Below are 21985 nucleotides of genomic sequence, written 5' to 3' on the forward strand. Positions count from 1 at the left end.
TGGTCACCTCGGTGGTCGGTGGGGGACGATCGGTCAGGCCGGCCCGAGGCCGATGAACTGGCGGACGTGGGCCGCCACCTCGGCGGCGTACTCGGTGGCGATGCCGTGGCGGCCGCCGGGGATGGGGCGCAGCACGGCGCCGGGGATCCGTTCGGCCGTCAGCTCGGCGAGGGCGAAGGGGGCGATCGGATCGTCGGTGCCGTGGATGACCAGGGCGGGGACCTGCACCGTCGGCAGCTGGTCGATCACGTCGTGGTCGCGGACGGCGGCGATGCGCCGGGCCATCAGCTCGCGGGGCCGCTCGGTCAGGGCCCTGGTCCCGAAACCGGCGAGGTCGGGGTTGGATCGCATGCCCTCAGGAGTGAAGAGGAGGTCGAACATCGCGGCGCGGCGTTTCTCGGGACTGAGCTCGCCGACCTCGCTGGCCCGGTCGATCGCGCCGGCGGCCCGCGGCAGCGTGGCCACCAGCGTCACGCTGGCCACGCGTTCGGGGTGACGCAGCGCCGTGTGGATGGCGACCGCTCCGCCGAACGACACGCCGAGGATGTGTGCCTTCTCGAGGCCGAGGACGGCGATGAACGAGGCGAGGTCCTGGGCCATGTCGGCCACGACGTAGGGCTCGTCGGGGTTGACGGTCTCACCGGAGTCGCGCTGGTCGTAGGCGATCGCCCGGATGCCGTCGCCGAGGTGCGGGAACAGCACGCGGAAGGCGTTGCGGTCGCTCTCACCGCCGTGGATCAGGATCAGCGGTTCGCCCGATCCGGACTCGGTGTAGGCCACCTGGACGGGGCCGAGGTCGATCACCTGGGTGGTCGTGTCGCCGGCGGTGCTCATGAGGGGAGGGCCTCCTTGGGGCTGTTCGTCTCGACCCCGGGGATCGAGCTGACCAGCTTCTGGGTGTACGGGTGGGTGGGGCGGTCGAGCACGTCGTCGACGGGTCCCTGTTCGACGATCTCGCCGGCGCTCATCACGTAGACGCGATCGGCGATCTGCCGGACCACCGCCAGGTCGTGGGTGATGAACACGTAGGCGAGGTCGAGCTCCTCCTGCAGTCGCCGGAGGAGGTTGAGGACGTGCGCCTGCACGGAGACATCGAGGGCGGAGACGACCTCGTCGCACACCAGGACCTGTGGCCGGCGGGCCAGGCCGCGGGCGATGGCGACGCGCTGGCGTTCGCCGCCCGACAGCTGAACCGGCAGGCGCCGGACGTAGTTCGCCGGCAGACCGACGAGCTCGAGCAGCTCGGCCGCCCGCCGGTCGAGATCGTCGCGGGACACGAGACGAAGCGCGTCGCGGAGCGTGGCGCCGACCGTGCGGTGCGGGTTGAGCGTGGACGACGGGTCCTGGAACGCCATCTGCACGGTCGACCGCACCGTGTCCCACTGGCGCTTGTCGGGCGAGCCGGCGAGGTCGACGCCACCGACGCGGACGTGGCCGGCCGTCGGGCGCGTGAGGCCGACGAGCATGCGGCCGAGCGTCGTCTTGCCCGAGCCCGACTCGCCGACGACGCCGACGCTCTCCCCGCGGAACACCTCGATGTCGGCGCCGGCGACGGCCACCTTTCTGCCGAACTCGCGGCAGGCCCCGGTGGTGACGATCACCGGCTCGACGCCGTGGTCGCGCGCCGGCGGCCGGTGGTGGGCCGCCTCGATCCGCAGCCCGGCGAGCTCGTCGTCGAGCTCGCCGGCCCGGATGCACCTCGAGACGTGTCCGTCGGCAATCTGGCTCAGCGCCGGCGCGCCCGACCGGCACGACTCTGTCGCCCAGGCGCAACGGGGCGCGAAGCGACAGCCGGCGGGGCGGGCGCCGGGCGCCGGCACCCCGCCGGGGATGCTCGCCAGCGACTCGACCCGGCGGTCGAGCGGGGGGTCGGCGAGCAGGAGGTTGGCCGTGTACGGGTGGGCCGGCGCCGCCAGCAACTCGTCGGTCGGGCCGGCCTCGATCACCTGGCCGGCGTACATGATGTAGGCCCGGTCGCACACCGAGAAGGCGACGCGCAGGTCGTGGGTGATCAGCACCATCGCCAGGCCGTGCGTGCGGCCCAGCCGGCGGAGCAGCTCGAGGATCTCCTTCTGCGTCGTGACATCGAGCGCCGAGGTGGGCTCGTCGGCGATGAGGACCTTGGGGTTGCGGGCGATCGCCGCGGCGATGCCGACGCGCTGGCGCATGCCGCCAGAGAGCTCGAACGGGTAGCGGTCGGCGGCAGCCGGGTCGGTGATGCCGACCTCGGCGAGACGCCGCTCGGCCTCCTGGCGGCGGGCCTGGCGCGACAGGGGACGGCCGCCGTCGTCGGTCATCCCCACGGTGACCTGGGTGCCGATTCGCTCGAGGGGGTTGAGGATCGCGTAGGGGTCCTGCATCAGCAGGGAGATCGCGCTGCCGCGCAGCTTGCGCCGTCCGGCCGGGCCGGCCTGGCGGAGGTCGTGGCCGTCGATCACCATCTCACCGGTCGAACGCAGCCCGTGCGGAAGCAGGTCGAGGATCGCCCGCGCCGTGAGCGACTTGCCGCTCCCCGACTCGCCGGCGATCGCCACGAACTCGCCCGGGCGCAGCGAGAGCTCGAGGTCGTCGATGATGCGGATCGCTTGGCGGCGCCGCTCGAACTCGACGTCGAGCCCGCGGACGCGGAGGACGTCTACCCCCGGCGACTCGGCGGCGCTCATCGCTGCCGCGCCGATCGCTCGTTGACGTGGTGGATCCAGTCGCCGACGACGTTGGCCGACACGGCGAGGGCGGCGAGCACGACGCCCGGCCCTGCGGTCGCCCACAGGTTCGACGACAGGCTGGCCCGGTTCTCGAACATCATGCGGCCCCAGTCGGGGGCGCCCGGGGGGACGCCGAGGCCGAGGAACGACAGCGAGGACACGGCGACGAGCCCGTAGGTGTACTGCAGGAAGAACGTCGTGACGATCAGCGGGACGAGCGCCGGCAGGAGCTGCGTGAGGATGATCCGCGGCGTCGAGATACCCACCGTACGGGCCGCTTCGATGTAGGGCAGCTGCACGCGTTCGAGCACCGCGGCACGGAAGATCCGCACGTTCATCGGCAGGCTGAACAGCAGCAGCACGGCGATCGACATCGCCAGGCCGCCGCCGGTGACGCCGACCACGACGATCGCCACGACGAGGCCGGGGAGCGAGTAGAGCAGGTCGACGAAGTGGCTCACGGCGACGTCGACCCAGCGGCCGGCGAAGCCGGCGACGAGCCCCAGCCCGACGCTCACGGTGATGCTGCCGAGAGCGAGCACGAGCGGGGCGAGGCATGCGGTGCGGGAGCCGGCGATCGTCCGCGAGAACACGTCACGCCCCAGCTGATCGGTCCCGAAGAAGTGCTGCCAGCTCGGGCCGCGCAGCGACTCGAGCGGGTTGATCAGGTCGGGATCGTGCGGGGCGATCGCCGGTGCGACCACCGCAACGGCCACGGCGAGGATGACCACCATCGCCGCGGCCACTGTGGCCGGGACACGGGGCAGCCGCCTCTCGCCGCGCGCATCGACCGACCCGGTGACTGCGGAGGTCGAGGTCGTCGCGGCGGTCACGAGTCCACCTCCATGCCGCGACGGATCCGGGGATCGATCGCCATGCAGAGCAGGTCGACGACGAGGTTGACGCCGACCGCCAGGATGGCGATCAGGAGCGTGATGCCCTGGAGCACCGGGATGTCGCGGGCGTTGATCGACTCGATCAGCTGGGTCCCGACGCCCTTCAAGCTGAACATCCGCTCGACGATCACCAGACCACCGACGAGCGTGACGATCAGCGAGCCGGACCAGGTGACGATGTGGACCGCGGCGTTGCGCACCAGCACCCGCCCGACGACGTAGCGGGACGACAGCCCCCGGGCCCGGGCGAAGGTGATGTAGTCCTCGTCGAGGATCTCGGCGAAGCGAACCCGCGAGAGCTTCGTCGTCGACGCCAGCAGCACGGTGGTCGTGGTGACCGCCGGCAGCACGAGGTGCCGCACCGTGTCCCAGCCGCCGTCGCCCGAGCCGAAGAAGGGAAGCCACCCGAGCCGCACGCCGACGATGTAGGCCACGAACGTGCCGGTCACGAACACCGGCGTGCTGGCGCCCAGCACGGTGCCGCCGACGATCACCCGGTCGAGCACCGTGCCCCGGCGGCGGGCGGCGACATAGCCGAGCGTCAGTCCGGCCGTGATGGCGAAGATCCACGTCATCGCCAGCAGCGGGATCGTGACACCCCACGCCGCCCGCCACACGACGGTGGTCACCGACTCACGGAAGATGAACGAGTCGCCGAGATCGAGCCGCAGCAGCGACCGCAGGTACGACGCGTACTGGGTGGGCAAGGGGTCGTTCAGTTGGTACCGCTCGCGCACCGCCTGGCGCTGCGCGTCGGTGGCGTCGCGCCCGAGCAGGGCGTTCTCCGGTCCGCCGGGGGCGGCGTGGATGAGCAGGAACACCAGGACCGACACGAGCAGCAGTACGAAGACCGCGGCGACGAGACGTCGGGCGACGAGGCAGACCACGGGGTTCGACGCGACCTGCGCGAGGCGCCGTTCACGCCGGACCCCGGGGGCCGTGGCTGCGAGCTGCTGCACGATGGAACCTGTGCTCGTGACCGGTCAGGCGGACGTGAACGCTTCGTCGAACGGCACCATCCAGAAGTACGGCGTCACGGCGTTCAGCACGACGTCGTCGTCGAGGTACACGAAGAGGTTCGGGAAGGCGAGCGGCACGTACGGTGTGACCGCCTGGGCCGCCGTCAGCGTGTCGACGAGCGTCGCCTGCTGAGTCGCGGCGTCCCCGTCGGCCGCCACGTAGGCGGCGAGGGCGTCGTTCACCGCCGGGTCGTCCAGCTTGGAGAAGTTGCCGGCGGCGCCGGGGGTGAACAGCGAGCGGGGAACGGTCGCCGGATCGGGCGACCCGGCCGACCACTGGTCGATGATGAGCCCGTCGCCCTCTCCTTCGAGGAACACCCCGACCCAACCGTTCATGTCGACCTGGCTGATGCTGATGTCGATGCCGATCTCGGCCAGCGACGGCGCCATCACCTGGGCGACGAGCGCCTGGGTGGGATCCTCGGAGAACACCGGCACCTCGATCTCGAAGCCGTCGGGCACGCTCGACTGGGCGAGCTCGGCCCGGGCGGCGTCGAGGTCGTACTCGAAAGCCGCGGCGAACTCGTCGAAGACCGTCGCGACGTCGGTGTCGCCGCCCATGTCGGCGACCACCGACTCGAGCACGACCGAGTCGGCGAGCTCGGCGTTACCGCCGAACACCCCGGCGACGATCGCCTCACGGTCGATGGCGTGGGCGATGGCGTTGCGCACGTGGATGTCGTCGAACGGGGGCTTGGTGGTGTCGAAGATGACCCGGTAGATCGTCGGGTCGAACGTGGAGTACTCGGTGTAGGCGCCGAGACCCTGGATCGCTGGGATCTGGTGGACGGGCGGCAGCAGCACGCCGTCGAAGTCACCCGACTGCAGGGCCAGCAGCCGGCTGGAGTCGTCGCTCGCCGTGGAGTACGTCAACGACTCGTACGCCGGTGCCTCGCCCCAGTAGCCGGGGTTCGGTTCGAGCGTCACCTCCTCGGCCGGGGAGAAGTCGGCGATCACGTACGGTCCCGTGCCGATCTGGGGCGCCGCCGGGGTGCCGATGTCGTCGGGGTGGGCCTCGTAGTTCGCCTTGCTGACGATGCCGAGGCTGGCGACGGCGTAGGGGAACTCGGGGTCGGGCTCGGCGAGGGTGACGGTCACCTGGTCCCCTGCCACCTCGATCGACTCGATGCCGGCGAAGAATCGTGCGCGGTACGAGGGATTCTCCTCGCCCATGTGGAGCTCGAACGAGAACTTGACGTCCTCGGCCGTCAGCGGGCTGCCGTCGGAGAACTGCACGTCGGGGCGGAGGGTGTAGACGTACGTCGTCGGGTCCGGATGCTCGGCCTCGCTCGCCAGGAGCGGGGTGATCGCTCCGTCGGCGGCGTACGCGGTGAGCGGCTCGGTCACCGCCAGCTGGACCACGTTGTGATACCCGGCGGTCTCCCGCGTGTCCCAACTGGCGGGTATCAGCGGCAGCAGCAGGCCCAGCGAGCCGTCCGCCGCGCCCACACCGGCGCCGCCACTGGCGACGGCAGTGACGGACGTGACGGCGATCGCGGCGGCGCCCAGCAGCAGGCGGCCTGGTCGGCGATGGATGGTCATGTGATTCCCCCTTGGTGGAACGAGGCGGTGAGGCCTCGAGCTAACGCCTCGTCGATGTCGGGCTTGTTCGGAGGCTGTTGCCGCCGCGTGAATTGCATCCCATTTTTATCATCTTGCATCATTTAGCACAAGCCCGACGATGGCGGTGCACTACTCGCCGCCCGCCCTCGATGGACGGCGCAACAGCGCTCGCGCCGGCACGGCCATCGCCCCGAAGGCGATGAGGGCGGCGACGGCCACGACGCCGAGGCCCTGCAGCGGTGGCACGTAGGGAAGCCCGTCGGTCGCTCCCTTGGCGAAACCGCGCAGGGTGATGAAGGCGATCGCCGTGCCCAGACCGATCCCGGTGAGGGCAACGATCGCTGCTTCCCAACGGAACATCGCCTGCACCTGCCGACGGGTCGTGCCGGTGAGCCTGAGCAGGGCGACCTCGCGGCGTCGATCGAGCACCACCATGACGAGGGTGTTGACCGCGGCGATGGCGGCGAACCCTCCGAACACGGCGGCCATGACCCGGTTCGACCAGGTATCCAGCTCGAGGTCGGCGTCGACCCTCGCCGAGTAGCCGTCGCGGTCGGTCACCGCGGCGCCCGGCACGTCGATCGCCTCCAGTCCGGTGCCCACCACCTCGGGGTCGGCCCCGGCCTCCAGCGCCACCAACACCTCGGCGAGGAACGGGGCACGCACATGGCGAGCCATCAGGTCGTGCGGCAGCAGCACCTGGCCGAGTCCGAGACCGTGCTCGTAGACGGCCACCACGGTGGGCGAGTGCTCGGTGCCATCGCCGAGGCGGAGGTCGACGGTGTCGCCGACGTCGGCGTCGAGCGATCGGGCGAGGAGGTTGTCGAGCGCCACCGTGCCTTCTCGCACCTCGGTCAGCGAACCGTCCGTGACCCCGAGGTCGAGCACCTCGTCGAGGCGCGCGAGATCGGAGACGCCGATCGCTGCGGCCGACTCGAACTCCTCGAAGCCGTTGTAGAGCACGTCGGAGCGCAGGAGCCCGACAGCCGTGTCGACGCCCGGCACCGCGGACGCGAGGACGGTCGTCGTCGAGGGCAGGCCCGGTCCGTCGGCGGCGATCACCAAGTCGGCGACGAGCCCGCTGCGGATGTCCGACCTGGTCGCCTCGGCGACGGTCGACTGGATGAACAGGAGCACACCGCTCGAGCCGATGACGAGCGCGATCGGGGTGATCGCCGAGGCCAGCCGCCGCGAGTTCGCCGCCGCGTTGGCGGCGGCCAACGAGCTGGCCGCTCCGCCACGGCTCAGCGGTCGGCCGAAGAGCGCGGTCGCCATCCGGGCGATCGCCGGGCCGAGCAGGGCGACGGCGGTGAGGAACGTCATCACGACACCGATCGATGCCACCGCGGCGCTCCCGCCATCGAGCTGATAGCTGATGATCGACAAGAACACGCCCAGGGCGATGAACAGCGCGCCGAAGACCCAGCGCACGCGGCCCAAGCCGCGCCGCTCGACGGCCGCCTCTCCGAGCGCCTGGCTCGGCTTCGTGCGGGCCGGGCGCCGTGCTGCCGCGTAGCCCCCCAGCAGCGCGGCGAGCAGCCCGGCGACAACGGCCGCCGCGGCCGGGACGACTCCGGTGTGGAGGTCGAGGCCGTAGGGCAGGGCACCGCGATCGACGAGCTGGCCGAACCACCAGCGCGCCAGCAGGATGCCGGGCAGGATGCCGGCGGCCCCGGCGAGCGGGGCGACGAGCAGCGTCTGGGTGGCGACCATACGGCGGATCTGCTTCGGCGTCGCACCGATCGCGCGCAGGAGGGCGATCTCCCGACCGCGCTGGCCGATGGCCAGTGCCACGGTCGTGATGACCACGAACACCGCAGCGAACGCGGCCACGCCCCCGAACGAGCCGCCGAAGCCGATCAGCAACTCCTTCGCAGTCGGCAGGTCCGGCGCCTCGATCTCGCCACGGCCGGAACCGGTACGCACCGTCACGCCGGCGTCCGGTACCTCGGCATCGAGCGCACCGCGCACCGCGGCAGCCATGTCGTCGACATCGGCGGCCTCGTCGACGAACACGGCGATGGCGTCCGCCCGTCCCGGCTGACCGGCGAGCGACGCGGCCACGCCGTCGGCGAACCACGCCGTTGCCCGTCTGCCCGATGGCCCATCGGCCGCCGTCGCCACTCGTTCGGGGACGAGTCCGGAGACACGGAAGTCGTGGGCGCCGTCGGGCGCCGTCAACGTCACCGAGTCCCCGACGGACAGGCCGGACTCGCGGGCCGTCTGCTCGTCGAGCACCACGTCGTCGGTTCCGGGTGCCGAGCCTTCGACGAGAGCTGCGGCGTCGGCGCCAGCGCCGAGACGGCGCGTCGACCAGTCGCGTCCCGTCACCGACCCGACATCGTCGCCGATCAGGGCGACGGCGACGTCGGGCACGGCGTCGGCGACTCCTGGGACCGAGACGATCGTGTCCGCGAGCGAGGCGTCGAGCCGTGCACCTTCGGGAAGCACACCCTTGACCTCTTCGCGGTCGTCGCCGCTGCCGACGATGCGGCGGGCGAACTGGTCGGCCGACACCACGATCGGCGCATCGGCATAGCGCACGGGCTGGACACGCGCCGTGAGCCCGGTCTGCAGCAGCGACCCGCACGCCATGACGACGACGGAGGCGAGCAACAGGGCGACGAACGTGCCGAGGAACGACGCCGGACGGGAGCGGATCGACGCCCGCGCCAGGCCGTTCATGCCGCCACCTCACGCGATGCGGCGACGAGCTCGCGCAGCCGGCGGGCGACCGTGGCGGCGTCGGGGTCGTCGATCTGACCGGCGATCGAACCCCCGGCGAGGAACACGACCCGGTCGGCGTACGACGCCGCCACCGGGTCGTGGGTGACCATGACGACGGTGGCCCCGAACTGATCGACGGCATTCCGGAGCAGGTCGAGGATCTCCCGGGCCGTGGTCGGGTCGAGGGCGCCGGTGGGCTCGTCGGCGAAGATCACCTCTGGGTCGGTGATCAGCGCCCGGGCGATGGCTACGCGCTGCTGCTGACCGCCCGAGAGCTGGGCGGGACGCCGATCGCCGTGGCCCGCCAGCCCGACGCGCTCCAACATCGCCTCGGCCTTGCGCCGGTTGGGCCGTTTGCCGGCGAGGCGCAACGGCAGCTGCACGTTCTGCAGCACCGTCAGCGACTCCAGCAGGTTGAATCCCTGGAAGACGAAACCGACGTCGGCGCGGCGGAGCTTGGTGAGCTCGTTCTCGTTCAGCGACGTGAGCTCGACGCCAGCGAGCGTGACGCCTCCCGACGTCGGTACGTCGAGTCCGGCCGCGCTCTGCAGCAGGGTGCTCTTCCCCGAGCCCGACGCGCCCATCACGGCGGTGAACGTGCGGCTGGCGAACGCGAGCGACACGCCGTCGAGGGCGTGCACGGCGTCGGGGCCGTCGCCATAGGTGCGCGTCACGTCGCGCAGTTCGACCGCGATCGCGGCGGGTGCGGGGGCGGCGGTGTCGGGTCGGGGCGGCGGGAAGCCGGCCTCGTGATCGACCTGATGCGTTGGGTGGTCTCGGTGCTTGCGGAACATGGGGGTCTCCATCGGCGATCGGGCCCGGCCCGGGGCAGCCATCGGGGCGCACCACGGGGCGGGAGTGGTTACCGATCACGATGACGGCCGAGTGTCAACACGCTGCTGTGCGCAGCTCAACAGCAGCTCAACAGCGGTCTCGATCGACGTGACCGCGCCTCGCGTCGTGGACGAATCACGGGGTGATGGCCGGTGTGGCGCGTCGCATCGGCGACGCGCCGGGTCAGACGCCTCGCGTCCAGAACTCCAGTGCCGAACCGTTGAACTCCGGGTCGCCAGAGAGGAACCACTCGTCCCACCTGGGCCCGTTGGCGAGCTCCCAGTGCTCGACCGCAACCTGGTTCTCGAATCGCCACGCTCCGAGCCCCACGCGCGTCCACACCTCGTGGCCGCGCGTGGTGCGGAAGGTTCCGTGGACGATGCCGTAGTGGTCGTCGGCGAGGATCTGATCGATCTCCACGGGCTGCACGTTGGCGTCGGCGAGCATCGCACGGCGTTTGTGGTACTTGCCGAGGAAGTCCATCCCGGCGGTCACCGCGAGGCGGACACCACCGGTGTGGATGACCATGTCGGGCGACATGCGGCTGATGATCGACTGCTGGTGCTCCTTCTGCCGGCGCGCCCGCTCGTCGGCATCGAGGGCCGGATCCACTGCGATGGCCGCACCGCCGCGATATGCCTCCGCCAGCCATACGGCGTTCGGATGCGTGTCGGTCATCATGTGAGTTCTCCCAGAGGTGAGGGCGACGACGGACTCGCTCGTCGCTCGGAACGTGGCGGCGATCCGCGCCAGGGGCGTGGATCAACAATCGTCCGCCGATCGGCGGCGATTGCATCCACTTCCTATCATTTCGCATCCGATCACGCCAGGGCTCTCCGGTCGCGGCGTGCGCTGCGATCGCTCCCGGCACGGTGGGCAGCGGTCGACGCGCTCCACCTGGCGGGAGTGGTTGCCGATCACGATGACGGCCGAGTGTCAACACGCTGCTGTGCGAAGCTCAACAGCAGCTCAACAAGCGGTCTCGATCGGCGCGACCGCGCCTCGCGTAGTGGAGGATTCAGGGGGTGATGGCAACGTGAACGAGACCGCGACCGTGCTCGTCGCCGACGACGACAGCGACATCGCCCGGCTGATGAGGGACTACCTCGAGGCCGACGGCCACACCGTGCTCATCGCCAATGACGGCCGGGCCACCGTCGAGACGCTCGAGCAGCATCCGGTGGACTGCGTCCTGCTCGACGTGATGATGCCCAACCTCTCCGGATTCGACGTGCTGCGACGAATCCGCGAGACAACCGACGTCCCGGTGCTGATGTTGAGCGCGCTCGGCGGCGACAGCGAGAAGCTGCGCGGCCTCGGTCTCGGCGCCGACGACTACATCGTCAAGTCGGCGTCCCCGTCCGAGGTGGTCGCACGCGTGCGCGCCGTGCTCCGCCGGGCCGGACAGGCCAGGCCTGCGGCCACGGCGGCGGCAGTGCTCGACTACGGCCGGCTGGTGATCGACATCGGCGCCCATGAGGTGACGGTCGGCGGCGTGCCGACACCATTCACGGCGCGCGAGTTCGAACTGCTCGAACACCTCGCACGCCACCCCCGGCAGATCCTCACCCGCGACCAGCTGTTCGAGCGGTTCTGGGGCGAGTTCGGCGATCGCCACTCGCTCACCGTGCACATCAGCCGCCTCCGGGAGAAGATCGAGGAGGATCCGGCGCACCCCCGCTACATCGTGACCGTCCGCGGGGTCGGCTACCGCTTCGAGGGCGAGCCCCGGCGATGATCGACGCGGCACGACGCCGCACGCTGCCGGTCCGGGTCTGGTTCGCCCTGGCGGCGGTGACCACGTTCCTCCTGGTGGTCGCCGGGGTGCTGGCCAGTGTCGGGCTGCTCGGCGCCTCGGACATCACCTCGGAGGAGCGCATCAGCAGCGCCGTCGACACGGTGCGTGAGGGCGGCAACCGGTGGCACGACGACCGATGGCGGGCAGAAGCCGCGGCCGAGCTCGCCGACGACGGGGTGTCGCTGGTGCTGACCGAGCGCGGCGACGAGGTCTTCCGCAGTCTCGTCGACACGGGCGGCGACGACGAGGGGGCCGAGGACGTCTGGGACGCCGATCGGGGCAACGGGCTCGTCCGCTACGTCGACATCACCGCCGACCCGCCGCTGACGGCGCAGCTCTACACGCCACTGCGCGGCGACGACCCGGTACCCGGCATCGTGCGCGCCGCACTGTTCATCAGCCTCGTTGCGATCGCGGTTGCGCTGGCGTTCGGCCGACCGTTCATCCGCTCCCTGCGGGCGGTGCAGCACGCTGCCCGCAGCGTGGCCGAGGGCGACATGGCCGTCGCCCTCCCCCGCTCGCGAATCACCGAAGTCGACGAGGTCAACACGGCGTTCGCGGCGATGACCACCGAGCTCAACCACTCGCTCGAACAGCAAGCGGCGCTCGAGCTCGAGCGGCGGCTGTTCATCGCCGCCATCGCCCACGACCTCCGCACACCGTTGTTCTCGCTGCGCGGTCACCTCGACGGCCTCGAGTCAGGCGTCGCCGACACGCCCGAGAAGCGCGAGCGCTACCTCGCCATCGTCAACGAGAAGGCCCGCACGCTGGACCGGCTCGTCGCCGAGCTGTTCGACTACACACGCCTGGAGTATCTCGGCCCGGCGATGGAGCGCACGGCGCTCGATCTGGCCGAACTGCTCGAGGATCTCGTCGACGGGCTGCGACCGCAGGCCGACGCCAACGACGTGCGCCTCGAGCTGTTCCCGCATGACCACTCGTGTCCGATCGAGGCCGACCGCGAGCAGCTCGCCCGCGCCGTCACCAACGTGATCGACAACGCCCTGCGCCACACCCCGGCCGGCGGCCGCATCGACGTGGCGTGCGGCATCGGCGACGACCGCGCCTGGTTCACCGTGTCGGACACCGGGCCGGGCATCGACCCCAAGGACCTCCCCCATCTCTTCCAGCCGCTCTACAGGGGTGGCGCCGACCATGGCACGGCGCCGGAGGGTGCCGGTCTCGGGCTCGCCATCGCCCAGCGCATCCTCGTCGCCCACCACGGCACGCTCGAGGCCGGCAACAACGAGCACGGCGGTGCCGTGTTCACCGCCTCGTTGCCGTCCCGCGCCGAGCCCGACGCGGCGCGATGAGCGATGAGGCTGCCGGGCGACCCTGTCGCTCATCGCGTCGTCGTCAGGTTCGGCGGGCGCTGGCCGTCCAGCCATGGTCGTTGGCGCGCACGACGACGTCGGTGAAGCCGGCCCGCGTCAGGCGCTCGGGGATCGTGTCGGGGTCGACCGGGTTGTACGTGTCGCCCTCGTGGAACTGCTCGAGCACCTCGCTGCCGAGGCTGTCGGCCAGCACGAACCGTGCGCCCGGCACAACGACGCGGGCAACCTCGGCGAACAATCGGTCCTGCAGCTCCGCGGTCGGCACGTGGTGCAGCATCGTGAAGCAGACGGCACCGGTGAAGCGTCCGTCGGGGAACGTCAGCGCCGTGGCGTCGCCTTCGATCACGTCGACGTTGGTTCCGGCGAGACGTTCGCGAAGCGCCACTGCCAGCTCGTGGTCGATCTCGACGGACGTCAGCTTGGCCGCGACCTCCCGGAACACGTCGGTCGTCGCGCCGTAGCCGGGCCCGACCTCCAAGACGTCGTCGCCGAGACCGCCATCGTCGAACCCGGCGGCACCGTCGCCCCAGGGGCCGCCGAACGCCCACGGGATGACCTGCTCCCGAATCGTCGTCCGCCACTCCTCGCTCCCACACAGGGCGTGGTGTTCGTTCATGGCGTCGACGGTACGGACGCGACCGCGTGTCGGGAAGTAGCTACGGTGACAATCACTTGTGAGTATCGGACAGCACGCCGCCACGGTCACGGCCTGGCCACTCGGCGACGGCCGCAGCATCGCCGAGCACCGTCACCGCTGGCACCAGCTGAGCATCGCGTCGCGCAGCAGCCTCGCCGTCGCCGCCGGCGGCCGCATCTGGGTGCTGCCGCGTTCGCGGGGTCTGTGGATCCCGGCGGGCTTCCACCACAGCATCGACCCGATCGGGCCGGCGGCGATGACGGCGGTGTGGATCGACCCGGCGCGCTGCCGGCTCGACTGGGCCCAGCCCACCGTCGTCGCCGTCGACGACCTCGCCCTCCGGCTCGTCGACCGGCTCTCCGGATCCGACCTCGACGACGGCGCCAGGCAGCGCACCGAGAGCGTCCTGTTCGACGTGCTCGAGCCGCTCGACGCCGACGTGCTCGACCTGCCGATGCCTGCCGACGACCGGGCGCGTGCGGTCGCCGAGGCGCTGCTCGCCGACCCCACCGACAACCGCACCCTCGTCGCGTGGGGCAGGTCCATCGGTGCCAGCGAGCGGACGTTGATGCGTGGCTTCCGGTCGGGCACCGGCCTCGGCTTCCACGAGTGGCGCACCCGCGCCCGCCTCCTCGCCGCCGTGCAGATGCTGATCGCCGGTGAGCCGGTCACGGTGGTCGCCGGAAAGGTCGGCTATTCCACCACCAGCGCGTTCAGCGCGGCGTTCGCCCGCGAGCTCGGCGTGCCGCCGTCCACCTACCGCGGGGGTCCGGTGAATCGCAGCGCCTGACTGCGTGCCGGCGGCGGCGGGTCGTTGATGTCGTCGCCGCGACGACGGCGCGCCAGAGGCCCGACTTGGTTCATGCCGCGCCCCGGAACCTTCACTGCGCAGGCTGCTGGTGCTCGAGCGTGGCCTTGATGGCTGCCAATCCGGCGTCCATCAGCCCGGCGACCGCATCGGCCAGATCGTCGGGGAGCAGGTCGGTCGTCCACACGAACACCGTCCGCTCGCCCTGCTCGACGACTTGGGCCGCGGCGTTGTGGTGGGAGAAGCCGAGGCCGCTCTCGATCACGCTGTACGCGAGACGGCGGGCATCGTGATCGACGCCGACGAGCCGCTCCCTCGCCGCCGCACCGTTGACGAACGTGATCGCCCGCACCTCGGGCGCGTCGAGCGTGCACGTCGCCACGAACCCGGCGGCGAGTCGCCGGTGGACGGCGCCGAAATCCTCGAGCGCGGCCCACGCCTCGGCGGGTGTGACGTCGATCGTGGTCTGTCTGATGATGGTTGCCATGTCCGCGACACTGGACCCTCCTGTCGCGGGAGGGTCAAGACTTCTGTCATGTTCACGATCGGCGAGTTCTCGCGGGCGACGCATCTGAGCGTCAAGGCCCTTCGGCACTACGACGAGATCGGTCTGCTCGTGCCGGCCGAGGTCGACCCCTCCAGCGGCTACCGCCACTACCAGGCCGCCCAGGTACCGGCGGCCCACCTCGTGAAACGTCTGCGCGACCTCGAGATGCCGCTCCCGCAGATCCGCGAGGTGCTGGCGGCACCCGACGCCGACGCCCGCGACCGGGTCATCGCCCATCATCTCGAACGGATGGAGTCGGCCTTGGTCAAAACGCTCGACACTGTCGCCGCATTGCGGTCGCTACTGACCCGCGACCCCGACGCGGCGATCGGCCACCGCACCGTGCCGGCGATCCCGGTCGCCGTGGAACGTGCCGTCGTCAGCTGGGACGAGGCCGAGGACTGGCTCGCAACCGCGTTCGAACGCCTGCACGCCCGGGCCGACGCGACCGGGCCCGATGGGGCGGTGTACGAGCCGACGTTCTTCGAGCAGCACGCGGGCGAGGTGACGGCGTTCGTGCCCGTGGCCTCCTCGAGCGACTCCCTCGGCGCGGCGTCGTACGCCGTCGCCGTGCACCACGGGGCATTCGACCGTCTCGACGAGACGTACGGCGTGCTCGGCTCGTACGTCACCACACGCGGGATCGGTGCCCGCGGCGCCATCCGCGAGCACTACCTCGACGACTCCACGACCGAGGTGCTCTGGCCGATCCGGTGAGCCAGCGTTCGAGCAAAGAGGCGGGTCGCTCCCGGCGTCAGCTCGCCGCGGCGGCGTTGTGGTCGGCTTGGTAGCGGACCGTGCGAGCGATCAGGTCCAGCGGCATGGGCTTGTCCTTCGGGAAGTGCACGGCGCTCTTGGTCCGCTTGTAGGGCCCGAGCTCGGCGGCGAAGTGCTCGAACATCGCCTGTGGTGGAGGACACGAGATGCTCACGTGCGACTTGGCCACGGCGACGTAGGCCACCCAGCCGTGGTGCTTGAACGCCGGCAGCTGGTAGCTGATCACCTGCTCGGCCTCGGGGACCGCCTCGCGAATCCTCTCGAGGACGGCCGTGACGAGCGCGCGGTCATCGTCGGAGAGCGCAGCGACGAAGTCGTCGTGAGTGCGAAAGTCGGTCTTGGCCACGTGCGATGTCCCCTCAATCCGTACAAATGGGTCGTGCTGTTCGCTCCGGCACTGACGGCTCGGCGTGCGGGAAGTCATCGACGGTGCCGACGTCGACCGCCGCCCGCCGCTCACCCCAGCTGGGAACGCTGTTTCCTGGTGAGCCCGGCGACGACGAGATCGTAGGAGTGACGGATCATGTCGTTGATGTCGGTCGGGTCCACGCTCCCGTCGAGCGTGACCGTGTTCCAATGCCGCTTGTTCGTGTGATAGCCGGGCTGCACCGCGGCGTACTCGGCCCGGAGCTCGAGCGCCCACTCCGGATCGCACTTCAAGGTGACGCGACCCGGCTCCCCATCGAGGGCGACGATGGCGAAGACCTTGCCGCCCACCTTGAACACGGCGACGTCGTCACCGAACGGGTAGTCCTCGACGGCGGCGTGCCGACTCGCGCATGACGAAAGGGCCTCCTGCCGATCCATCAGGCCGGACCCGGATTGGTGTACACGCGACTCGGGGTGACGAGGACCGCTGCCCGCCGCTCCTCGATCATCGTGCGGTCATATGTGGGCCAGTCGTCGTGGGTACCTCCGGCCGCCTCGAAGATCACACGCAGCAGGGTGCGCAGACGTTCGTCGTCCACGTCCGGATGCGGGTCGTCGGGGCCGATGATCGTTGCGGCACCCTCTACGGTCGCCCAGCGCCAGCCGACACGGACGGTCAGGACGGCGAACGGGTCGGCGCGGAGGTGGCGGAGCTTCCGGCTCGAACCGGCGGACACGAAGGCGACGGCGACCTCGTCAGCGAACGCGTGCGGGATGACGCCGGCGTTCACGACGGTGGCGTGGGGCGAGCCGTCCGGTCGCCGGGTGACGACCACGCAGAGACCGTGATCGAGGGGGACGAGCGCTTCGAACGGGGAGAGATCGGTCATGGCACACCTTGCCTCGAATCGCACGCGCGAGGAGTCGACACGTCGTCGGGACGTCTCTCCGACGTCCCGACCGGGCGAAACTCATCGGTGCCGTTGCCCGCCGCCGCGTTCGATCTCGACGAACGCCCGGATGAGGCCCGTGGCCACGTCCGCGTGCGTCTCGAGCAGGAAGTGGCCTCCGTCGAGGATGTGGGCTTCCATTCTCGGCAGGTCCTCCATCCAGGAATGCACCTCGGCGAGATCGAAGAAGGGGTCGTGCCGGCCCCAGAGCAGGAGAGCCGGCGGCTGCCAGAGGTCGAGATAGTCGGCGACGTCGTCGAAGCGTTCGACGTAGCGGCCGTAGTCGGCGATCAGTGCCCGCTGCGTGTCGAGCCGACCAGGCAGGCTCATCACCCGCCAGTCCTCCTCCCACCGTGCAGCGGAGATCCGGTCGGCGACGTCGGCCGGCAGGCCGGCGGTGTACTGGTCCCGTGTTCCCTCGAGCGTGAGATGCGCCGTGGCCTCGGCCTCGTTGTCCGGACTCGGGTCGGACCAGAAGTCGATCGTCGTGACCCATTGGGGCCCGAAGCCCGTGCGGTGCGCATTGGCGTTCTGGATGATCAGTCCGAGCACCTGGTCCGGCGCATCCATGGCGATCTGGAGACCGACCGGCGCACCGAAGTCGTGCAGGTAGATGAACCGGGGCCCGATCCGGAGATGGTCGAGGAGTTCGACGATCGCCGTTCCGAACGTGGCGAATGACGGCTCGGCGAGCACGTCGGATGCGCCGAAGCCGGGTAGATCGGGGGCGACGACGTACGCGTCGCGCGAGAGCTCCGGCACGACGCGGCGGAACGTCTCCCAGCTGCTCGGAAAGCCGTGGATCAGCACCACGGCCGGGTCCGACCGATGACCGGCGGTGACGAATGACAGGTTGCTGCCACCCGAGATGCGGAGACGTTGGGGGATCACCGGGTCCATCTGCGCGTTCCTCCAGGCCAGGTCGGTTCGCGTGGTACCCGCGAGGCGATCAGTCGAAGCGCGCTGTCACGGTGCGGCACACCCGTCACACAGGCTTCAGTGCATGCCGACCCAGGTGTCCGGATCGTGGCTCCACCGCCCGGCACCCCGCGACGCCACGAAGGCGTCGTCGTCAATCCGCCGCCGGGACCGGCGCGACGTCGCCGACCAGCGACCGCGATCGCAGGTGGGCGATGAACGCGGCGACGAGGAGTGCGCCGGCGGCGACCGTGGCGAGCGTCGCCAGGACGTGGTAGCCGACGGCCCGGCGGACAAATCCCGAGGCGAATCCAGCGATCCCCCCGCAGAGGCTCATCGCCAGGTCGGCGCTGCCCTGCACCGCCACGCGCTGCGCGGCCGGCACGCTCTCGACGAGGAGGCTCGACCCACCGATGAGCCCGAAGTTCCAGCCGATGCCGAGCAGCCAGAGCGACGGGAAGAGAAGTTGCTCGACATCGCCCGACAGCGCCGCCGTCGAGCCGGCGACCACGAGCAGGACCGCACCAACGGCGATCGCGCTGCGGCGGCCGCGCCGGTCGCTGTAGCGACCGACCAGCGGGCTGAAGGCGAACATCCCGGCGATGTGCAGCGACACGACGTACTGGCTCACTCCCTCGTGACCGTGCAGCTTCAGATGCACCGGCGTCATCGCCATCACGGCGACCATCGTCACCTGGGACACCACCATCGCCGTCACGGCCAAGCGTGCCCCGGCATGATCGGCGACGGCGCGGAACGTCGCGCCGAGCGCGGGCGGGCGGCGGTCGATCCCCGCGGCAGCGACACCGCCGGCCGCGACGAGCGGATCGGGGCGCAGGCGGATCGTCGTGATCGTCGACGCGAGGACGAAGAAGACCGCGCTGCACAACCACGGGCCGCTGTAGCGCTCGACCCCCAGCCAGGCCTCGCCGGCGTGCTCGGCCGGACCGACGAGCAGCGGCCCGGCGACGGCGCCGAACGTCGACGCGAACACGATGCTGCTCATCGCTCGGCTGCGCTCGGCCGGCTCAGCGAGATCGGTCGCCGCGTAGCGAGCCAAGAGGTTGGCCGCCTGGCCGTTGCCGAACAGGAACAGGCCGACGAGGAACACGGCGAGCATCTGCGTCTCGACACCGACGACGGCGATCGCGCCGCCGACCGCGGCCAACCGATAGCCGAGCACCAGGCCGGGCCGGCGGCCGAGGCGTTGCATCCGCCGCGAGAGCACCTGGGCCATCAGCGCGGTGCCCGTCGTGACCGTCGCTGTCGCGGCCCCGGCCCACGGCGTGTCCTGCCCGAGGATGTCCTGCACGACGAACGCGCCGACCGTGACCGCCGAGGCGAGTGCGGCCGCGCCGACGATCTGGCCCGTCGCCAGCGCCCGCAGTGTGCGGCGCTGGAGCTCGGCGCGCTCCGGCCCGGTCAGCACGACCCGCTCCCGGGCCTCCGATGACGTCACGGCGCCCATGCTCACACATCGCTACGTCACCGCAGCGGGTGGATTGTGCGGTCGTCGCTGCGCCACCCTTCGATGGTCCGGGCCGCTGTCGGCGGCCGTTCGCTACGGCCGAGGACCCCCTTGGAGTACAGTCTCCAGTGCATGTCGACCCAGCGGTGGAGACGATGACGTTCAACAACGCACTGATGTCCGCGCTCGTCCCCAATGTGGTGGTGTGGTGGATCTACATCGCTCAGGAGGATCGCGGCTTCCCATGGCCGATCTTCGTCACGATCGCCTCCGTGGGTGGTCTCGTCGCCGTGGCCCGGCGCCGCCAGGCGCCCGTGCCGACGGAGGGCGGCCGGAGCCGCAACCGGAACCGCGATCGCAGCGCGCGCCGGTCCGCCCGGCCGTGAGGCCCGCCGGCTCTGCCGTGCTCGGCGACCCGCCGGGTCCGCTCGATCCGGTGCCGCTCGAGCTGATACGCGCCGACCCCCTCGGGTTCCTCCGCTCCCTCGTCGCCCGTCACGGGCCCGTCGTCCGGCACGTCGTCGAGGGGCGCCCGGTCGTCACCGTCAACGACCCCGGCGGCGTCCATCACGTGCTCACCGCCAACCGGGCGAACTACGTCAAGACCGGGACGCCCGACGAGCAGATGCTCGTGCCGCTCCTCGGGCGCGGCCTGCTCACCAGCGACGGCGACGACTGGCGGCTGCAACGACAGCTCACCCAGCCCGCCTTCCAGCACCGCCAACTGGTGACGTTCGACTCCTTGATGAGCGATGTCGCGCAACGTCTCGTCGACTCGTGGACGGCGCAGGAGGGTGCCGCGGTCCGTGTCGATCGCGATCTCACCGCAGCCACGCTCACCATCGTGGCCCAGGCGTTGCTCGGTTCCGACCTGGCGGTGGGCGCTCGCTTCGGTGCCGCGGTCGATGCAGCCAACCGGTTCATGGGGCACTACGGCGCCGACGCCGCCGACCCCGACGGCCGGCGGGAGTTCCTCCAGGCAAAGCGGTTCCTCGACCAGATCGTCGGCCTGCTCATCGCCGCGGCCGGCCTCGACGACACCGCCCGCGCCGATGTCCTCGCCCAGCTGTTGCACGCCCGGACCGGTGAGCGACCTGGTGGCTTCTCGCCCGTCGAGATCCGCGACCAGGTCATCACGCTGATGATGGCCGGACACGAGACCACCGCCAAGGCACTGACCTGGACCCTCTACCTCCTCGATCGTCACCCCGCCGAGCGCGACCGGTTGGAGCGCGAGGTGGACACCGTCGTCGGCGAGCGGGCCGTGACGGCGGCCGACGTGCCGCGGCTGGTCGCGTGCCGCAACGCCATCTACGAGGCGCTTCGCCTCCATCCGCCCGTCTGGCTCATCTCGCGCACCGCAGTCGCCGACGACGTGGTCGCCGGCTACACCGTTCCTGCCGGTGCGCTGGTGTGCGTCAGCCCGTGGCTGCTCCACCGCCGCACCGACGTTTGGGGTGACGACGTCGACGACTTCGTCCCCGACCGGTTCTCACAGCGCGGTGACGTGTTCGCCCCTGGCGGCTCGTTCCTGCCGTTCGGCGCCGGTCCGCGCCAGTGCATCGGGCAGCAGTTCGCCGTGCTGGAAAGCACGATCGTGCTGGCAACCGTGGTCGCCGGCGTCCGCCTCGACATCGCCCCCCACCATCCGCCGGTCGAGCCCGAGGCGCTCGTCACACTCCGTCCACGTCACGGACTGCTCATGACGCCCAACCGTCGCCCGTCGCGGACGCGATGACGACCTACGACCCGCGCACGATGCCGGGCGGCCTCGACGCCGAGCTCGCCAGGTTGGAAGCCCAGGCCGCCGTCATGTGGCCGGCCGAGCGCCGCCTGCTCGAGTCGTGGGGCGCCGGCCGGGCGCAGGTGATCGCCGATCTCGGCTGCGGCTCGGGTGCGCTGCTGGCGCGCCTCGGTGACCTCAACGCCGGCGCCCGGCTGATCGGTGTCGACCACGACGCCGCGCTGCTCTCCGTCGCCGGCGATCGGTGTGCGTGCCCAGGGCTTGCCGGACGGGTCGAGCTCGTCCAGTCCGAGCTCGCCTCGCTGCCGCTCGCCGACGGCTCCGTCGACCTCGCCGTGCTGCGCTTCGTCGTGCAGCACCTCCCGGACCCCGTGCCCGTCCTCGCCGGCGTCCGCCGCCTGCTCCGTCCCGGCGGGCGGGTGGTCGTGATCGACGTCGACGCCGAGTTGTGGGGCATCGCCGAGCCCGTGGACCCGGTGCTCGCCGCGCTGCACCGCCGCGTGTGGGACGTCCCCGGGAACGGGCCCGCGGGACCACCAGAGCGCGCCGATCGCCTCGTCGGCCGTCGTCTGGTCCGCACGCTCCGTGCTGCCGGCTTCGCCGAGCCGACGACCCAGGTGTACTCGTACGACTCCGACGAGTTCGGCGTCGACGCGTTCGGACCGCTCCTCGACCCGGTGCAGCTGATGCCCCACGTCGACGCGGGGACCCTGAGCCCCGCCGAGCTGGCCGACGCCGTGCGGCGATTCCGCGCCTGGCTGGCACGGCCCGACGCCTACGCGCTGCTCGTCGGCTTCGCCGCCACCGGCATCGCCCCCGACCCCGAGTCGCTGCCCCGGTAGCGATCTTCCCGCGTTCCTGTACTGGTTTCGCGTCGCCGGTGGCGCGAAA

At 71.1% G+C, this 21985-nt stretch carries 22 protein-coding genes; 7 read left to right on the forward strand and 15 right to left on the reverse strand.

The features are described from left to right. Positions 1 to 33 precede the first annotated feature (33 nt). The 8 genes from DN771_RS14445 to DN771_RS14480 form a co-directional block, all read right to left on the reverse strand. Entirely contained in the window at positions 34 to 834 is an 801-nt protein-coding gene (locus tag DN771_RS14445; protein WP_116998252.1) for an alpha/beta fold hydrolase, read from the reverse strand. Beyond that, positions 831 to 2663, reverse strand: coding sequence for a dipeptide ABC transporter ATP-binding protein (locus tag DN771_RS14450; protein WP_116998253.1), 1833 nt, complete (start codon positions 2661 to 2663; stop codon positions 831 to 833). Before DN771_RS14450 ends, DN771_RS14445 begins: the two co-directional genes overlap by 4 nt. Next, entirely contained in the window at positions 2660 to 3538 is an 879-nt protein-coding gene (locus DN771_RS14455) for an ABC transporter permease (protein ID WP_116998254.1), read from the reverse strand. Before DN771_RS14455 ends, DN771_RS14450 begins: the two co-directional genes overlap by 4 nt. After that, positions 3535 to 4560, reverse strand: coding sequence for an ABC transporter permease (locus DN771_RS14460; protein WP_116998255.1), 1026 nt, complete (start codon positions 4558 to 4560; stop codon positions 3535 to 3537). The genes DN771_RS14455 and DN771_RS14460 overlap by 4 nt, the downstream gene beginning before the upstream one ends. A 24-nt stretch (positions 4561 to 4584) precedes the next feature. After that, positions 4585 to 6162 (reverse strand): ABC transporter substrate-binding protein, encoded by a 1578-nt coding sequence (locus DN771_RS14465; protein ID WP_116998256.1) that lies wholly within the window; start codon positions 6160 to 6162, stop codon positions 4585 to 4587. A gap of 150 nt (positions 6163 to 6312) precedes the next feature. Further along, on the reverse strand, positions 6313 to 8868 hold the full coding sequence (locus DN771_RS14470; RefSeq protein ID WP_116998257.1) for an ABC transporter permease: 2556 nt from the start codon (positions 8866 to 8868) through the stop codon (positions 6313 to 6315). Then, on the reverse strand, positions 8865 to 9704 hold the full coding sequence (locus DN771_RS14475) for an ABC transporter ATP-binding protein (protein ID WP_116998327.1): 840 nt from the start codon (positions 9702 to 9704) through the stop codon (positions 8865 to 8867). Before DN771_RS14475 ends, DN771_RS14470 begins: the two co-directional genes overlap by 4 nt. A gap of 223 nt (positions 9705 to 9927) precedes the next feature. Continuing rightward, entirely contained in the window at positions 9928 to 10425 is a 498-nt protein-coding gene (locus DN771_RS14480; protein WP_116998258.1) for a hypothetical protein, read from the reverse strand. A gap of 355 nt (positions 10426 to 10780) precedes the next feature. Here DN771_RS14480 and DN771_RS14485 point away from each other — a divergent pair, with 355 nt between their 5' ends. After that, positions 10781 to 11482 (forward strand): response regulator transcription factor, encoded by a 702-nt coding sequence (locus tag DN771_RS14485; protein WP_205528594.1) that lies wholly within the window; start codon positions 10781 to 10783, stop codon positions 11480 to 11482. After that, positions 11479 to 12855 (forward strand): sensor histidine kinase, encoded by a 1377-nt coding sequence (locus DN771_RS14490; RefSeq protein ID WP_116998259.1) that lies wholly within the window; start codon positions 11479 to 11481, stop codon positions 12853 to 12855. Before DN771_RS14485 ends, DN771_RS14490 begins: the two co-directional genes overlap by 4 nt. A 43-nt stretch (positions 12856 to 12898) precedes the next feature. Here DN771_RS14490 and DN771_RS14495 read toward each other — a convergent pair whose 3' ends face one another. Beyond that, complete coding sequence (locus DN771_RS14495; RefSeq protein ID WP_116998260.1) at positions 12899 to 13492, reverse strand: class I SAM-dependent methyltransferase; 594 nt, start codon at positions 13490 to 13492, stop codon at positions 12899 to 12901. 58 nt (positions 13493 to 13550) lie between these two features. Between DN771_RS14495 and DN771_RS14500 the strand changes: the two genes are divergently transcribed. After that, positions 13551 to 14303: a helix-turn-helix domain-containing protein gene (locus DN771_RS14500; protein ID WP_205528595.1), complete on the forward strand. Its 753-nt coding sequence runs from the start codon at positions 13551 to 13553 to the stop codon at positions 14301 to 14303. Between the two features lie 91 nt (positions 14304 to 14394). On the opposite strand, the gene DN771_RS14505 is transcribed toward DN771_RS14500, so the two are convergent. Then, complete coding sequence (locus DN771_RS14505; RefSeq protein WP_116998261.1) at positions 14395 to 14808, reverse strand: SRPBCC family protein; 414 nt, start codon at positions 14806 to 14808, stop codon at positions 14395 to 14397. 48 nt (positions 14809 to 14856) lie between these two features. Between DN771_RS14505 and DN771_RS14510 the strand changes: the two genes are divergently transcribed. After that, complete coding sequence (locus DN771_RS14510) at positions 14857 to 15585, forward strand: MerR family transcriptional regulator (RefSeq protein ID WP_116998262.1); 729 nt, start codon at positions 14857 to 14859, stop codon at positions 15583 to 15585. Between the two features lie 37 nt (positions 15586 to 15622). On the opposite strand, the gene DN771_RS14515 is transcribed toward DN771_RS14510, so the two are convergent. The 5 genes from DN771_RS14515 to DN771_RS14535 all read right to left on the reverse strand — a co-directional run bounded on the left by DN771_RS14515 (position 15623) and on the right by DN771_RS14535 (position 19341). Further along, positions 15623 to 15991 carry an iron chaperone gene (locus DN771_RS14515; RefSeq protein WP_162941957.1) on the reverse strand — a complete coding sequence of 123 codons (369 nt, stop codon included), beginning with the start codon at positions 15989 to 15991 and terminating at the stop codon, positions 15623 to 15625. Positions 15992 to 16101: 110 nt separating this feature from the next. Continuing rightward, positions 16102 to 16452, reverse strand: a complete 351-nt coding sequence (locus DN771_RS14520; protein WP_116998264.1) for an MmcQ/YjbR family DNA-binding protein — start codon at positions 16450 to 16452, stop codon at positions 16102 to 16104. Next, positions 16452 to 16904 carry a TIGR03618 family F420-dependent PPOX class oxidoreductase gene (locus DN771_RS14525; RefSeq protein WP_116998265.1) on the reverse strand — a complete coding sequence of 151 codons (453 nt, stop codon included), beginning with the start codon at positions 16902 to 16904 and terminating at the stop codon, positions 16452 to 16454. The genes DN771_RS14520 and DN771_RS14525 overlap by 1 nt, the downstream gene beginning before the upstream one ends. An 81-nt stretch (positions 16905 to 16985) precedes the next feature. After that, positions 16986 to 17864, reverse strand: coding sequence for an alpha/beta fold hydrolase (locus DN771_RS14530; RefSeq protein ID WP_116998266.1), 879 nt, complete (start codon positions 17862 to 17864; stop codon positions 16986 to 16988). Between the two features lie 172 nt (positions 17865 to 18036). Further along, positions 18037 to 19341 (reverse strand): MFS transporter, encoded by a 1305-nt coding sequence (locus DN771_RS14535; protein ID WP_162941958.1) that lies wholly within the window; start codon positions 19339 to 19341, stop codon positions 18037 to 18039. 137 nt (positions 19342 to 19478) lie between these two features. Here DN771_RS14535 and DN771_RS29535 point away from each other — a divergent pair, with 137 nt between their 5' ends. The 3 genes from DN771_RS29535 to DN771_RS14545 are packed head-to-tail and all read left to right on the forward strand — an operon-like array spanning position 19479 to position 21936. After that, positions 19479 to 19736, forward strand: coding sequence for a hypothetical protein (locus DN771_RS29535; RefSeq protein WP_162941959.1), 258 nt, complete (start codon positions 19479 to 19481; stop codon positions 19734 to 19736). After that, positions 19733 to 21088, forward strand: a complete 1356-nt coding sequence (locus DN771_RS14540; protein WP_162941960.1) for a cytochrome P450 — start codon at positions 19733 to 19735, stop codon at positions 21086 to 21088. The genes DN771_RS29535 and DN771_RS14540 overlap by 4 nt, the downstream gene beginning before the upstream one ends. After that, the gene (locus DN771_RS14545; RefSeq protein ID WP_116998268.1) at positions 21085 to 21936 is read left to right on the forward strand and encodes a class I SAM-dependent methyltransferase; all 852 of its coding nucleotides are present in this window, start codon (positions 21085 to 21087) and stop codon (positions 21934 to 21936) included. The genes DN771_RS14540 and DN771_RS14545 overlap by 4 nt, the downstream gene beginning before the upstream one ends. Positions 21937 to 21985 lie beyond the last annotated feature (49 nt).

It is taken from the genome of Desertimonas flava (assembly GCF_003426815.1).
In the GTDB taxonomy this organism is placed as follows: domain Bacteria; phylum Actinomycetota; class Acidimicrobiia; order Acidimicrobiales; family Ilumatobacteraceae; genus Desertimonas; species Desertimonas flava.

Coding starts and splice junctions, on each gene's coding strand:
- DN771_RS14445 (WP_116998252.1), bottom strand. CDS start 834: ATGAGCACCGCCGGCGACACGACCACCCAGGTGATCGACCTCGGCCCC.
- DN771_RS14450 (WP_116998253.1), bottom strand. CDS start 2,663: ATGAGCGCCGCCGAGTCGCCGGGGGTAGACGTCCTCCGCGTCCGCGGG.
- DN771_RS14465 (WP_116998256.1), bottom strand. CDS start 6,162: ATGACCATCCATCGCCGACCAGGCCGCCTGCTGCTGGGCGCCGCCGCG.
- DN771_RS14470 (WP_116998257.1), bottom strand. CDS start 8,868: ATGAACGGCCTGGCGCGGGCGTCGATCCGCTCCCGTCCGGCGTCGTTC.
- DN771_RS14475 (WP_116998327.1), bottom strand. CDS start 9,704: ATGTTCCGCAAGCACCGAGACCACCCAACGCATCAGGTCGATCACGAG.
- DN771_RS14480 (WP_116998258.1), bottom strand. CDS start 10,425: ATGATGACCGACACGCATCCGAACGCCGTATGGCTGGCGGAGGCATAT.
- DN771_RS14490 (WP_116998259.1), top strand. CDS start 11,479: ATGATCGACGCGGCACGACGCCGCACGCTGCCGGTCCGGGTCTGGTTC.
- DN771_RS14495 (WP_116998260.1), bottom strand. CDS start 13,492: ATGAACGAACACCACGCCCTGTGTGGGAGCGAGGAGTGGCGGACGACG.
- DN771_RS14505 (WP_116998261.1), bottom strand. CDS start 14,808: ATGGCAACCATCATCAGACAGACCACGATCGACGTCACACCCGCCGAG.
- DN771_RS14510 (WP_116998262.1), top strand. CDS start 14,857: ATGTTCACGATCGGCGAGTTCTCGCGGGCGACGCATCTGAGCGTCAAG.
- DN771_RS14520 (WP_116998264.1), bottom strand. CDS start 16,452: ATGGATCGGCAGGAGGCCCTTTCGTCATGCGCGAGTCGGCACGCCGCC.
- DN771_RS14525 (WP_116998265.1), bottom strand. CDS start 16,904: ATGACCGATCTCTCCCCGTTCGAAGCGCTCGTCCCCCTCGATCACGGT.
- DN771_RS14530 (WP_116998266.1), bottom strand. CDS start 17,864: ATGGACCCGGTGATCCCCCAACGTCTCCGCATCTCGGGTGGCAGCAAC.
- DN771_RS14545 (WP_116998268.1), top strand. CDS start 21,085: ATGACGACCTACGACCCGCGCACGATGCCGGGCGGCCTCGACGCCGAG.